This window comes from Hamadaea sp. NPDC051192 (assembly GCF_040682475.1).
GTDB lineage: Bacteria > Actinomycetota > Actinomycetes > Mycobacteriales > Micromonosporaceae > Hamadaea > Hamadaea flava.
In genome coordinates, this window is record NZ_JBFBAZ010000051.1 from 39,013 (window position 1) to 52,277 (window position 13,265).

At 70.4% G+C, this 13,265-nt stretch carries 15 protein-coding genes; 6 read left to right on the plus strand and 9 right to left on the minus strand.

From position 1 onward, the window contains the following. Positions 1-15: 15 nt before the first annotated feature. A complete protein-coding gene (locus tag AB0M47_RS22150) occupies positions 16-1,524 on the minus strand; it encodes an MFS transporter (RefSeq protein ID WP_363416738.1) in 1,509 nt (502 codons plus the stop codon). Between the two features lie 377 nt (positions 1,525-1,901). Here AB0M47_RS22150 and AB0M47_RS22155 point away from each other — a divergent pair, with 377 nt between their 5' ends. Next, positions 1,902-2,492 (plus strand): peroxidase-related enzyme, encoded by a 591-nt coding sequence (locus tag AB0M47_RS22155; RefSeq protein ID WP_363416740.1) that lies wholly within the window; start codon positions 1,902-1,904, stop codon positions 2,490-2,492. Between the two features lie 53 nt (positions 2,493-2,545). Next, entirely contained in the window at positions 2,546-3,031 is a 486-nt protein-coding gene (locus AB0M47_RS22160) for a GNAT family N-acetyltransferase (protein WP_363416743.1), read from the plus strand. A gap of 29 nt (positions 3,032-3,060) precedes the next feature. Here the strand turns inward: AB0M47_RS22160 and AB0M47_RS22165 are convergent, their stop codons facing one another. Both AB0M47_RS22165 and AB0M47_RS22170 read right to left on the minus strand, forming a co-directional pair. Beyond that, the gene (locus AB0M47_RS22165; RefSeq protein WP_363416746.1) at positions 3,061-3,519 is read right to left on the minus strand and encodes a hypothetical protein; all 459 of its coding nucleotides are present in this window, start codon (positions 3,517-3,519) and stop codon (positions 3,061-3,063) included. 187 nt (positions 3,520-3,706) lie between these two features. Continuing rightward, entirely contained in the window at positions 3,707-4,537 is an 831-nt protein-coding gene (locus AB0M47_RS22170; protein ID WP_363416749.1) for an alpha/beta hydrolase, read from the minus strand. A gap of 140 nt (positions 4,538-4,677) precedes the next feature. Here AB0M47_RS22170 and AB0M47_RS22175 point away from each other — a divergent pair, with 140 nt between their 5' ends. Beyond that, on the plus strand, positions 4,678-4,884 hold the full coding sequence (locus AB0M47_RS22175; RefSeq protein WP_253755171.1) for an RNA-binding S4 domain-containing protein: 207 nt from the start codon (positions 4,678-4,680) through the stop codon (positions 4,882-4,884). A gap of 4 nt (positions 4,885-4,888) precedes the next feature. Here AB0M47_RS22175 and AB0M47_RS22180 read toward each other — a convergent pair whose 3' ends face one another. Next, positions 4,889-6,112, minus strand: coding sequence for an MFS transporter (locus AB0M47_RS22180; RefSeq protein ID WP_363416752.1), 1,224 nt, complete (start codon positions 6,110-6,112; stop codon positions 4,889-4,891). Positions 6,113-6,361: 249 nt separating this feature from the next. Between AB0M47_RS22180 and AB0M47_RS22185 the strand changes: the two genes are divergently transcribed. Further along, positions 6,362-7,834 (plus strand): multicopper oxidase domain-containing protein, encoded by a 1,473-nt coding sequence (locus AB0M47_RS22185; RefSeq protein ID WP_363416755.1) that lies wholly within the window; start codon positions 6,362-6,364, stop codon positions 7,832-7,834. 58 nt (positions 7,835-7,892) lie between these two features. Here AB0M47_RS22185 and AB0M47_RS22190 read toward each other — a convergent pair whose 3' ends face one another. Next, positions 7,893-9,401: a family 43 glycosylhydrolase gene (locus tag AB0M47_RS22190; RefSeq protein ID WP_363416758.1), complete on the minus strand. Its 1,509-nt coding sequence runs from the start codon at positions 9,399-9,401 to the stop codon at positions 7,893-7,895. Between the two features lie 217 nt (positions 9,402-9,618). Continuing rightward, positions 9,619-9,876 carry a helix-turn-helix transcriptional regulator gene (locus AB0M47_RS22195; RefSeq protein WP_363416761.1) on the minus strand — a complete coding sequence of 86 codons (258 nt, stop codon included), beginning with the start codon at positions 9,874-9,876 and terminating at the stop codon, positions 9,619-9,621. A gap of 349 nt (positions 9,877-10,225) precedes the next feature. Here AB0M47_RS22195 and AB0M47_RS22200 point away from each other — a divergent pair, with 349 nt between their 5' ends. Next, the gene (locus tag AB0M47_RS22200; protein ID WP_363416764.1) at positions 10,226-10,426 is read left to right on the plus strand and encodes a hypothetical protein; all 201 of its coding nucleotides are present in this window, start codon (positions 10,226-10,228) and stop codon (positions 10,424-10,426) included. A gap of 2 nt (positions 10,427-10,428) precedes the next feature. Here the strand turns inward: AB0M47_RS22200 and AB0M47_RS22205 are convergent, their stop codons facing one another. Genes AB0M47_RS22205 through AB0M47_RS22215 form a run of 3 tightly spaced genes read right to left on the minus strand, consistent with a single transcriptional unit; the run spans position 10,429 to position 12,458 of the window. Next, positions 10,429-11,625 carry an MFS transporter gene (locus AB0M47_RS22205; RefSeq protein WP_363416776.1) on the minus strand — a complete coding sequence of 399 codons (1,197 nt, stop codon included), beginning with the start codon at positions 11,623-11,625 and terminating at the stop codon, positions 10,429-10,431. Positions 11,626-11,634: 9 nt separating this feature from the next. Continuing rightward, positions 11,635-11,895 carry an MFS transporter gene (locus AB0M47_RS22210; RefSeq protein WP_363416767.1) on the minus strand — a complete coding sequence of 87 codons (261 nt, stop codon included), beginning with the start codon at positions 11,893-11,895 and terminating at the stop codon, positions 11,635-11,637. Further along, positions 11,892-12,458, minus strand: a complete 567-nt coding sequence (locus AB0M47_RS22215; RefSeq protein WP_363416770.1) for an NAD(P)H-dependent oxidoreductase — start codon at positions 12,456-12,458, stop codon at positions 11,892-11,894. The genes AB0M47_RS22210 and AB0M47_RS22215 overlap by 4 nt, the downstream gene beginning before the upstream one ends. Positions 12,459-12,534: 76 nt before the next feature. On the opposite strand from AB0M47_RS22215, the gene AB0M47_RS22220 reads away from it, so the two are divergent. Next, complete coding sequence (locus tag AB0M47_RS22220; protein ID WP_363416773.1) at positions 12,535-13,179, plus strand: TetR/AcrR family transcriptional regulator; 645 nt, start codon at positions 12,535-12,537, stop codon at positions 13,177-13,179. Positions 13,180-13,265: the final 86 nt, after the last annotated feature.

Consider the following 13,265-nt stretch of genomic DNA (forward strand, 5'->3'; position numbering starts at 1 on the left):
CAGTGGCTTGCCGGGTTACGCGGTCGGGACTTCTGCCCCCGAACGGGACGACTGGGCACGAGCCGCCGGGGCGTGCAGCGTATGCGTCGTGCCGGCCGCCGCGGTGGCGTAGTCCAGCGGCTGTGGCTTCCCCGGTCGCAGCCGCCCGATCAGCAGGGCCACCAGCACACCCAGGACGCACCAGATCGCCATCGCGATCGCCGTACGCGAGACGCCGGCCGCGAGTGCGCTGCCGGTCGACTCGCCGGCCGCCAGTCGATGTGCGGAGACCCCGGCGTAGATGGAGGCCACGATCGCCGTCATCACCGAGGCGCCGACATAGCGGGCCATGTTGGAGACGCCCGACGCCGCGCCGACCTCGTCCGGCGACACGACGGCGGTGGAGATCGACGAGGCCGGCCCGTTCTGCAGGCTCATGCCGACGGCCGACAGCACCAGCGGGATGACGAACGCGGCGTACTTCCAGGATGAGTCCACGAGCGTGAGCCAGCCGAACGCCACCGTCATGATGACGAACCCGGACACGATCGTCGTACGCGCCCCGATCTTGCCGACGATCGGCGTGATCAGCGGGGCGAGCACGACCGCGGCCGCCGCGACCGGCAGCGTGGCGAGCCCGGCCTGCAGCGCGCTCATCCCCAGCGCGGCCGGGTCCTGGAAGTAGAGGCTGATCACGTACATGATCGCGTTCAGCGTGCCGGATCCGATGAGGATCGACACCGTCGCGCCGACCAGCACCTTGTTCCGCAGCAGTCGCAGGTCGAGCAGCGGTGCGGCCCGGCGCTGCTCGACGACGACGAACGTGGCGAGCGCGGCGATGGACAGCACGAGGCAGCCGAGCGTGCGTCCGGACAGCCAGCCCCAGTCCTGGCCCTTGCTCAGCGCGAAGATGAGCGCGGCCAGGGTCACGGCGATGAGGACGGTGCCGGGGAAGTCGATGGAACGGGACCGGTTGGGGTCACGCGACTCGGCGGTGCGGGCCAGCGTCAGCGGAATGCAGGCCGCCGCGATCGCGGCGTCGATCCAGAACAAGCCCTGCCAGCCGGTGAGTTCGACGAGCAGCCCGCCGACCAGCGGACCGGCCGCCGCGCCGATGGCCGACGCGGCGCCCCACAAGGTCACGGCGCGCAACTGCTCCTTGCCGGTGTTGGCCGCCGACAGCAGACTCATGCCGCAGGCCAGGATCGTCGACCCGGCCGCACCCTGAATGCAGCGTCCCGCGATCACCCCACCACCGCTCTGGGCGAGGGCGATCATGGCGCACGACGCCACGAACAGGATCAGCCCGCCGAGGAAGATCTTGCGCCGGCCGAACACGTCGCCGAGCGCGCCGGCCGTCACGATCGTCGCCGCGCCCACCAGGGAGTATCCGGTCACCGCCCATTGGAGGGTGGAGACCGGCGTACCGGTGTCGTCGGAGATCGCCGGCAGCAGGATCGCCACCGCGGAGGTGTTGGCGTTGACGACCAGCGCCGAGACGCAGGTCGCCAGCAGCGTCCCAGACGAGCCACGGCGATCCGTCACGTCGACCCACCTCTCCGCGTACTCCGCCGGTGGAGTCGCGCAGGACAAGCAGACCAGCCACAGCCGCACACCGATTCACCCGCGCCGGGTGAGTGGTCGCGCCACCGGCGACAGGGGAGTGTGCCGGCGCCGGAGGACCTGAGAGGTCCGGCGCCGGCGAGGACGTGAAGTGCTGTCCCGGCCCACCCCGATGCGGGCCGGATGCGTCGCTGACCGCGTCCGCGTCCCAGAGACACGGTCGGGCCCGGCCATCGCGATCACCGCGCGAATCCATGACGAACCAATGACAATCAGCGCCACCCACTGGTACGCGCACAGCACTGACGTCATTCCGCCAGTCGTGCCCACACTGGAACCCGCGTATGCACAATGACGGCATGTTCATCGAGACGACGCCCGAGCAGGCTGCGACCGGCGCGACCGCCGAGTACTTCGAGCAGCAGCGTTCCTCCTGGGGTTTCCTGCCCAACTACACCGGCGCGTTCAGCCACCGCCCGGACGTCGCCCAGGCCTGGAACACGCTCAACCTGGCCATCCGTGGGGGAATGGACCGCCGGCGCTTCGAGATCGCCACCATCGCGGCGGCCCGCGCGCTGCGGTCGACCTATTGCACGGTCGCGCATTCGAAGATGCTCCGCGACATCTGCGGTGACGAGGCGTCGTTGCACCGGATCGCCGAGTCGCCAGACGGCGAGACCCTCGACGAGCAGGACCGGGCTGTGTACCGGTTCGCCACGAAGGTCGCGGGGGACGCCGCCTCGGTGTCTCAGGACGACGTCGACGAACTGCACGCGGCCGGGCTTTCCGACGGCGACATCGCCGACATCGTCTACGCCGCGGCCGCGCGCAGCTTCTTCACCCGCGTCCTCGATGGACTCGGCGCGCAGCTCGACGTGGAGATCGCTGCGGAGTTCGACCCCGACCTGTACGCCACCATGGTGGTCGGCCGCGAAGCCGCCAAGGAGTAGCCGCCGGCGAACTCGGTTCGCTGGATCGCTGATCGCTTTGGCAGAATGCCGCCGTGGCGTACAAGATCCGTAAAGCGGGAGCGGACGACGCGGCGTTCCTGGTCGAGATGCTGTTGGCCGCGTTCGACTGGCGCGGAACCGGCCAGTTCACGGTGTCCGAGGTGCTGGCCCGGCCGGACATCGCGCATTACGTGGCCGGTTGGCCACGCCCCGGCGATCTCGGCGTCGTCGCGACCGACGGCGACGGCCACCCGGTGGGCGCTTGCTGGCTGCGGTATCTGCCGGCCGACGATCCGGGCTATGGCTGGGTCGCCGCCGACATTCCGGAGCTGACGCTCGGCGTGGCCGCGGCCCATCGGAACCGGGGTCTCGGCCGCCTGATGCTGCGTGAGCTGGTCCGGGTCGCGCGGGAGGCCGGAGTCGAGCAGCTGTCGCTGTCGGTCGAGCCGGACAACCACGCCCACGGCCTCTACCTGAGCGAGGGCTTCGAGGTCGTCGGCAGGTACGGCGGAGCGGACACCCTCAGCCGCCGTACCTGACCTCCGATGTCAGTCCGGGCGTGACCAGATCAGCAGAGCGGGGCGACCGGGACGGTCGTGGTGCTCGGCAGCCCGTTCGGCGGCGTGCTCTGGAACGCCAGCCGCATGTCGGTGTAGAAGTCGTGGCCGCACAGCTGCTGCGGGGCGCTGAGGGTCACGGTGACCGGGATCGTCACGCTCTTGCCGGTGGCGCAGTTCGGGTCGCACAGGTTGACGGTCGCGCTGCCTGTGCCGGAAGCGCTGTCGGACCAGCTGGTCCAGGTCATGCCGGACAGCTTCAGCGAGGAGTCCTGCGAGATGGGGGCGGTCTGCGGCGTCACCGCGGCGGAGGCCGCGTTCTTGCCGTTCGCGGCGAGGTAGACCGAGCTGTCGCCGGTGGCGGCGACGGAGGTGCCGCTGGTGGCCGATGCCGACATGGCCGACTGGATCAGAACGGCGGCGACGACCGTCGCGACCGCGATGGATCCGGCGAAGAGCTTCCGGCTCATGAGCACTCCCTCGACGTAGGTGCAGGTCAAGTTGACTACGGCGAGTGTTCCAGCGGTCACGCGACGTCGTCTACTTTTTCTTTTCGCACCTTTTGCGCGATTTCGGCATGCTCATGACCGGTTGCAGCAATGACGGTTTCGGATATAGACGGCTAAACCGGATGTAGAGGGCTAAATCAGAATTTTCTCACCCCGTGAGTAGCCAGGTGAGCGTGTCCCGAGTCGCGGCGAAGTGTCCCGCGTGCGAGGCATCGGCGTCGGTCACGAGGGTGGCGCCGGGGATGCGCTCGGCCAGCCATCGGCTGTGCGCCGCCGGAACGAGTTCGTCCAGCTCGCCGTGCCACAGGTGGGCGGGCACCCGCACCGATCGCGGGCTGAACCCCCAGGGCAGGCCGTACAGCGCGAACACGTCGTCCACCCAGCCGGAAACACCGGGCGCGAGCGCCTCCGCCATCGCCGGCTGGACCATCGCGGCGATCTCCGGCTGGCCCAGCACCGCGAGGTCGCGCTCCGGCAGCGGCAGCGGGCTCTCCGCGGCCTGGGTCAACCGCGCCGTCAGCTCGTCGCGGCCACGGCGCGCCGCGACGGAACTCCCCTGATTGCCCTCGGTCATCCCGGCGGTCCATTCCAGACCGTCCGCGTCGCACGGCGCCAGGCTCGCGAGGGTCGCCACCCGCGAGATGCGATGCGGGTACGCCGCGGCAGCGGCCAGGGCATGCGGCCCGCCGCCGGAGACCCCGAAGACCGCGAAGCGCGACAGTCCGAGCGCGTCGGCGAGCGTGACCACGTCCTCCGCGGCGTCGGCGACGATCCGGCCCGGCTGTGGCGTCGAGCGGCCGAACCCGGGCCGGTCATAGGTGATCAGCCGGATGCCGAGGTCGATGAACATCTGGTCGTCGGGGTGCCGGGCGAGCCGGCTCATCGGGGTGCCGTGCAGATACACCACGGGCACGCCGCTGGGCACGCCGTACTCCTCGACGGCGAGGACCCGGCCGTCGGAGGTGATCACCGAATGCATGGTCGCGAAGCTACCTGGTGCCGGCCCGTCTCCGCGGGAGGACCCCGCCGGCCGGCCCATGGCCAGGCGGTGACGTGGTGTGATCGACATTGCCGCGAGTCGCCTGGGCGCGGCCCGGCCGGAGGGCCGATGATGCAGGGATGAGAGACGTTCCGATCCGCGACGACATGATTCGGCTGGGCCAGTTCCTCAAGCTGGCCGGGGTCATCGAATCGGGCGGTGAGGCCAAGACCGCCATCGGCGCGGGCGAGGTCACGGTCAACGGCGAGGAGGAGCTGCGGCGCGGCCGGCAGTTGCACCGCGGTGACGTCGTCGACATCGACGGGGAACAGCTCCGGGTGGCCTGACCGGCTACGCGTACGCCGGACTGTGCCGTTCGGTCCAGCGCACGACGGCCGGCATGGCCAGCCCGACCAGGACGAAGACGCCGCCGAGCAGTAGCCAGCCCGGCGCACCCCAACTGAGGCAGAGCACCGCGACGACCGTCGGCGCGACCACGTTCACCAGGCCGCTGCCGAGGCTGGCGACGCCGGTGTACTGGCCTTGGGCGTACGCCGGGACGAGGCTGAATCGCAGCTCCATCGAGCCCGCCGCCTGCCACAGCTCGCCGACGGTGTGCACGGCGACCCCGGCGACGACGAGCACGGCGGCCATCCAGCCCGGTTCTCCCGTGGCGGCGGCCATCAACGCCATCCCGGCCAAAAACGCCAGCCCAGCCCGGCGGAACGCCCGGCCGCCCGGCGCGCTGCCGTCGACGTCGCGGCCGGCGCGTACCTGGAACACGACGATCAGCACCGTGTTGAGGAGCATCGCTGCCCCGACCAGCCAGCGTGGCGCCGAAGTGTGTCCGACGATCCACAGCGGCAGGCCGAAGACCAGGACCCGGCCCTGGATCGACATGATCGCGTCGAGGACGGTGAAGGCCAGGTACCCCCGATCACGCAATGCCAGCCACCGCCGGGCCGCCTGAGGCGCTTCGACCGGGGCGACCGACGGCAGGCGTACGGTGATCGCAGCGCTCACCACGAAGCTGGCCGCGTTGCCCACCACCACCGCCACGTACGCCGTCCGCGTGTCGAGCTGCACCGCGAATCCGGCGGCCACCGCACCCAACGCGCCGGCGAGGTTGGCCACCGATCGCAGGTACGCCCGGAACCGGGGCAGCTCGGTGTCGCCGAAGCGGCGTACCAGTGGGGCCCGCGCGGAGACGCTGGCGATGCGCGCGAGTTCCCCGACGCACAGCGCCACCAGGAAGACAGCGAAGGACCGGGCCGCGACTAGGGCTGCCATCGCCGCGGCCTGCACGCACAGCGTGACGAGATAGACCTCCCGCGGACCGCGACGATCGGCGAGGTGCCCGACCGGAATGCCCGCGGTCATCCCGACGATCGCCGCGATGCCCAGCGCGACGGCGACCTGCGCGACCGACAGGCCGACCACGCGTGTGGCGAACAAGGCGGAGCTGACCATGAACATGCCGCTGCCGAGCATGTTGACGAACGAGGAAAGCGCGATGACGCGCTGCGGCCCGGCCTCGGGAAGCACAGCTCGGAGAAGACGCGACAAGATCGGCACGCGGAGGAGGCTAACGGCCCGCGCCACCTCGGGGGAGTCGGTTCGTCGCCCGATACCGCCGGGCGGCCCTGGCTGCTAACTTACTTGTACGCGATCATCCCGCCGCCGCCGCCGCCGCCGCCGCACCGGGCGCCGCAGCCGATTGCAGTGACAGTGCAACCCCTAAGTGGTTTCGTCGGCAGTTCCTGGGTGGTTCCTGGGTGGACTCCCGCATGGTTCCCAGCCGGCTCCGATGAAACGATTTCGATCATGCAACGCCGACGGTTCCTCCTCGCCGCAGCCCTTCCCGCCCTCGCCGCAGCCTGCGGCACCGACCAGGGTGGTGGCGGCTCGTCGGTGCCGCCCGAGAAGCTGACGTTCAGCAACCGGCTGCGCATCCCGCCGCTGGCCCAGCCGAGGGTCCAGCCCGACGGGATCAAGCGGTTCGACCTGACGATGCGCAGCGGCCAGACCGAGATCCTGCCGGGAAGGCAGACGCCGACCTGGGGGTTCAACTCCGGTTTCCTCGGCCCGACGATCCGTGCCTCCCGAGGGGATACGGTGCAGCTGGCGGTCGCCAATACCCTCGGCGAGGCCAGCACGGTGCACTGGCACGGCATGCGGCTGCCGGCCCGGATGGACGGCGGGCCGCACCAGCCGGTCGAGCCGGGCGCCACCTGGAGTCCTCGATGGACGATCGACCAGCCCGCCGCGACGTCCTGGTATCACCCGCATCCGCACGGCTCCACCGCGATGCACGTCTACCGGGGACTGGCTGGGCTGTTCCTCATCGACGAGCCCGGCGGCCCGGACCTGCCGCACGCGTACGGGGTGACCGACGTGCCGCTGATCCTGCAGGACAAGCGGTTCGCCGCCGACGGCTCGTTCACCGGCGACCCGCTCAAGGGCACCTTCGGCATCCTGGGCGACCACGTCCTGGTCAACGGCACCTACAACCCGTTCTTCGAGGTCAAGGCGCAGCGGATTCGGCTGCGCGTGCTCAACGGGTCGAACGCCCGCCGGTACCACCTCCGGTTCGCCGACGGCCGCAGGTTCCATGTCGTGGCCACCGACGCGGGTCTGGTCAACGCGCCGGTCGAGGTCGACACGGTGTCGCTGACCCCCGGCGAACGGATCGAGATCGTCGTCGGGTTCGCACCCGGCGAGCAGGTGGTGCTCACCTCGGTCGGCGGCAAGGCCGACATCGACGAGGGAGACCTCGACCTGATCAAGTTCGTCGCCGCGGCGAAGCTGGCCGCCATGCCGGACCTGCCCGCCCGGCTCGCCGATCGGCACATCGACGTCCCGGCCGGGGCGCGCGTACGCCACTTCAAGCTCAACGGCCACGACGCGATCAACGGCGAGTCGATGGACATGACCCGCATCGACGAGATCGTGCCCGCCGGCGCGCAGGAGATCTGGGAGATCGAGAACAACGTCTACGCCCACAACTTCCACATTCACGAAGTGGCGTTCCGGGTGCTCGACGTCGACGGCAAGCCGCCGCTGGCGTACGCGGCCGGCCCGAAGGACACCGTCTACGTACCCGGCAAGACCACCGTCCGGCTGGCCGTCCAGTTCGGCGAGCACACCGACCCCGGCTGGCCGTACATGTACCACTGTCACATCCTGCGGCACGAGGACTCCGGCATGATGGGCCAGTTCGTCATCGTCAAGCCCGGCACCGAGCAGTTCGTCTCGCGTACGCTGCCCGGCGCCGAGCACGCGGGCCACCTGCGCTGACGGCCTCTGCCGGGTACGCCGCCGGGCGGGAACGAGCTGATCCCGCCCGGCCGCGTGGTCAGTACACGAACGGCCAGCCGGCCGAGTCGTAGCCGATGAGGTTGATGCCCAGGTACGACGCGCCGCTGTCGGCGTAGTAGTGGTAGAAGAGCACTTCGGCGTCGACGTCGGTGATGACCGCCTGGTGGCCGGGGCCGTGGATCGAACCGTGCCCGGCCAGGACCTGCGTACCGCCGCCGGAGGTCATCGCGGTGCCCGCCCGGTCGGTGAACGGCCCGGTGACCGAGGTCGACCGGCCGACCATGACCCGGTAGGTGCTGGCCGCGCCCTGGCAGCACAGGTCGAACGAGACCCACAGGTAGTAGTAGCCGCCGTGCTTGAAGATGAACGGCGCTTCGACCGCCCCGCTCGCGGTGGTGCGCGTGGCCAACGCCCGTACGGCGGTGTCGCTCGTGGAGCGTTTGCCGGTGGCGGCGTCGAGCCGGATCATCTTGATCCCGCTCCAGAACGAACCGAACGTCAGCCACCACTGACCGGCGTCGTCGACGACGAGGTTCGGGTCGATCGCGTTGTAGTTCACGGCGGTGCTGCTCTCGATGATCAGGCCCTGGTTGGTCCAGGAGCCCTGCAGGCCGGTGGGGCTGGTGGCCAGGAAGATCGCCGAGTGCTGCGACCCGAACGTGGACGCGGCGTAGTAGAGGAAGAACTGGCCGTTGCGGTAGGAGATGTCCGGGGCCCACAGGTTCGCGCTGCCACCGGTGTACGCCGTCGTCCAGGACGCGCCGTTGGGCCACACGACACCGGCGTTCGACCACGCGGTGCGGTCCGTGGAGGTCTTGAGCGACAGGTTGTTCGCGGTGGCGGCGAGGACGTAGGTCCCGTTCGGTCCCTTCGCCACGCTGGGGTCGTGCGCGCCGGTGCTGCCGGTGACCGTCCCCGGGTTCGGGTACGCGGCGGGCGGGGTGGTCGGCGTACCGGAGATCGTCGGGCTGGCGGTGGGGGTCGGGGTGCTGAGCTTGGTCAGCAGGAACTGCTGGTTGGCGCCGCCGTTGTCGGCCCACTGCACGACGGTCGCGCCGTCGGCGGTGGATCGTCCGGACACGTCGAGGGCTTTGCCGCTGTTGCGGTTGAGCAGCTTCACGTAGCCGCTGTCGGTGTCGACGACCGACCACTGCTGGTTGGTGCCGTTCAGGTCGCTCCACTGGATGACGGCTGCGCCGTCGGCGGTGGACCGATTGGACACGTCGACCACTTTGCCGCTGTGCCGGGCGCGCAGCCGGAAGAATCCGCCGCCGGAGTCGACGAACTGGAACTGCTGGCTCGTGCTGCCGGAGTTGGCGGTCTGCTGGACGATGCCGGCTCCGTCGGCCGTCGACGAACCGGCGACGTCCACCGCCTTGCCGCTGTGCCGTGCCGTCAGGCGGTACCACGCGGCGGTGTCGATGGTCGCCGCCTGCGCGGGCTGGCGTACGGCGACGGTCATGGCTGCGACGGCTGCGGCGCTGGCCAGGACGGCCACGACGGCGCGGAACCGCCAGCGGGGTGAGGGTGCGGAGAGAACGATCATGGTGCCTCCAGCCTTGTCGGGAGCGGGTGGGGGACCGCGACGTCCCCGGCTGGCCACGCTCGGAGGGAGGGTGTCGCGAAAGGCTGCGGCAGCAATGTTCGCGCTAACATTGATGTCTGTCAAGACCTACAGATATGCCAGGGCGGCCCGAAGATCACTTCGGGCCGCCCTCTGCGCTGGTCAGCGCCTCAGCCAAGCGGTATTGCGGAGTAGCTGGTCAGTGGGGCTTGTCGACGATGTCCATGATGTCCCGGCGCTCGGGACCGAGCAGTCCACACGCGTTCAGCCAGGCGTAGACGAGCTGGCGTGGGCTCAGCTGGTCGCCGTTCTCGATGGTCTCCACGTCGGCCGCGGTGATGCCGATCCGGCTCGCCAGCTCGTCCGCGGACAGCTGTGCTTGCTCGCGCTGCTGGCGCAGCCGGGTGGCAAGTTGACGCGCGGCCGCGTCGTCGGCTCGTAGATGAGCGTCCGCCATGTCTGTTCGTCTCCTCCGCTGCGGTGCCGGTGCGGGTATAGGACGCCTGTTCGGCGAGAATGGCTCGACCGGTATGGATAACCAGGTCACGATCTGACGATATCGTTCACCGCTCAAATATCCCGGAAAACCGGTGGACCGGTGCCGTCGCGCGTCACTACCGTGCTGTCCAAGTCATCCGTCTAGCCGAGGACACGCCGTTGTACTCCCTGTGAGAACCCTCCAGAGCTGATTCGTCGCGCGCCGCGTCCCGTACGCCGCCGCGCTCCTTCCTGCTGCGGACTTCTCACCGATTGGGTGTATATCTGTGCTCACCACTTGGGTGGTCGTACCCACTCGTCTCTCTGTCGTGCTCCCCGCCCCCGCTCCGCTCACCGTCCTGGAGCAGCTGACCGCGCGGCTCCACGCCACCCGGTCGGCCGGACCGGCCGCTCGGCGCGGCTGCCGGGGCGCCTGCCGGGCGACCCCGGGCTCGGCCCGCGAGCTGCCGCAGTCGCGTCGCCGTCGGCTCGGCCAGTGCTTCGCACCGGGACGCCGGCGCATCGGCTGACGTCAACCCCGCGATGACCGGCCGTGGACGCCCTCGGGCAGCCGGGTGGCGTCCACGCCGGATCTCCTCGCCGCCCGGGAGTGTTCGGCGACGGTCAGCCAGGCGGCGGTGGCCAGGCCGAGCGCCGAGGCGGCGGTGAGCCACCAGAACGTCTGCCGGAACGCGGCGTCGACGCCACCGGGCAGCCGGGTGGCCAGGAGGACGGCGAAGACGGCGCCGCCCAGCGCCCCGCCCACCCGCTGCGCGATGTTCACCTGAGTGGTGGCATCGGGCAGCTGAGCGGTGGTGACCGCCTTGAACGCCGCGATCGACGCCGGGCCGACGGCGAACGCGATGCCCACGCCGCGCAGGAACAGCAGGCCGAGGACGGCCGGCGTGGGCAACTCGGTGCCCGCCAGTGCGAACGGCACGGTGGAAGCGGCCGTACCGAGCCCGCCGACCAGGCTGACCAGTCCGCCGCCGATCCGGTCCAGCAATCGGCCGCTGATCGGCAGCGCCACCGCGGTGCCGAGGCCGAGCGGAATCAACGCCACTCCGGTCTCGAGGACGCCCGCGCCCCGGCCGATCTGGAAGTACAGCGGGAACAGCAGCGTCGCGCCGAACATGGTGGCGCCCATGACCGCACCGGTCGCGGTGGCTGCCGCGTACGCCCGATTGGCGAACAGTCGCAGATCCAGCACCGGCCGGACGGTGCGTCGTGCGTACCAGACGAATGTCACCAGAAGCAGTGCCCCGAGCGTGACCGGGCCACCGGAGCCGAGGGTCGCGAGGCTGCCCTGTTCGCCCCAGGCGGTGAGCCCGTAGACGAGCAGCGGCACGCCGGCGCTGACCAGCAGCAGGCCGGGCCAGTCGAGCCGGCCCGGATGCGCGTCGGGGCGCTCGCGCGGCACGAACCGCCAGCCGAGGTAGAGCGCGATCCCGCCGAGCGGGAGATTCACCAGGAACAGCCACGGCCATGATCCGTTGTGGATGATCAGGCCGCCGGCGACCGGGCCGAGCGCGGGACCGAGGCTGACGGCGATGCCGAGGGTGGCCATGACCCGGCCGAGCCGCTGGGGGCCGACCGCCTGGCCGAGGATCGTCTGCCCGGCCGGCAGCAGCAACCCGGCGCTGAGTCCCTGCGACACGCGAGCCGCGACCAGCCACCACACGCCGTCGGCGAGCGCGCACAGCGCGGACGTGACCGTGAACGCGGCCAGCGCGGCGAACTACACCCGCCCGACGCCGAGCCGCCGCCCGAGCCAGCCGCTGGCCGGCAGCGACAGTCCGAGCGCGATCAGGTACGCGCTCGCGACCCATTGGGCGTCGCCGAGATCGGCGCCCAGATCGGCGGCGATGGTGTCGAGCCCGACGTTGACGACCGAGGTGTCGAGCTGGCTCATGAAGGCGGCGAACGCGATCACCAGCGCCAGTCGCCAGACCGGCCATCGGATCGCCTCGTCCCGGCGCGTCGCCACGGTGGTCGTCATCGCCGGACCGTCCGCAGGGCGTGACTCCAGGTGGTGAGCTGGTCGAGCAGCATGTCCAGCTGGCCGGACCGATGCGGCAAGGGCTGGAACGCGTCGCCGTCGAAGTCGCCGCCCAAGGTCAGCGCGACCTGCGCCCGCACGTCGGCGACCTGCAGCTCGCCCATGACCACCCTTAGGTGCTCGACCGCTCGGGTGCCGGCCGCGTCCATGCCGTAGCTGACGAACCCGGCGGACTTGTTGTGCCACTCGGCGTACAGGAAGTCGATCGCGTTCTTCAGCGGCCCGGGGATGGAGCGGTTGTACTCCGGGGTCACGAAGACGTACCCGTCGAAGGCGGCGATGGTGTCCGCCCACGCCTGGGTGTGCGGATGCATATAACGCCCGTACGCCGCGGGCAGCGGTTCGTCGAGCACCGGCAGCTGGTACGCGGCGATGTCGACGACCTCGGCCTCGACGCCGGGCCGCCGGGCGGCGTGACGCTGGACCCATCGCCCGACGGCGTCGGCCCGGCGACCAGGCCGCACACTGCCCAGGATGACCGCGAGTTTGAGAGCCTCGCTCATTGGACCGCCTCCCACTGAGGTAAAGTAAAACGTGTACGGCAGAAATTAGCGCGGCCCGGCCGCCGAAGGGGAGATCATGTCGGAGACGTCACAACCGTCCACCCGTGGGCGGCCGGCCAAACGCGACGCGATCGTCGAGGCGGCGCGCGCGGTCTTCGGCCGCGACGGGTACGCCCGCACCACCACCGACACCATCGCGCGGGAAGCCGGCGTCTCCACGCGTACGCTCTACAAGCACTTCCCGAGCAAGGAAGCGCTGTTCTCCAGCGTGCTGGCGATGAGCGCCGTCCGGGTCGCCGACGCGTTCTCGGCCTATCTGGACGACGGCCTGCGTGACGCCACCGGGCCGGAGGAGCAGCTCTTCGTGATCGGCCACGCGCTCGTCGCGCACGGGCTCGACTTCCCCGACCACTTCGCACTCGTCCAGCAGATCAACGCCGAGCGGCGGCATTTCCCGGCCGAGATGCTCGACGGCTGGCTACAGGCCGGGCCGTTGCGCGTACGCGCCGAGGTGGTCGAGCGTCTCGGCGTACTGGTCGAGGAGGGCGTGCTGCGATCCGGTGACCTGGAACGGATGGCGTTGCACTTCACGGCGCTGACCACGTTCGAAAGCACCACGCTGTTCCGCGAGGGGCGTACGCCCACCCGCGAGGAGCTGGCCGAGATGGTCGCCGCAGGCGTCCGGACCTTCCTGTACGGCTACCGCGCGACCGAGGACTGACAGTCCATCATGGAGTGGACCCGTTCACCGGCGGCAAAGGCGCCATGTGGCTGATCGGCTGGCGAGTCGTGCAGGCGATCGGCGGC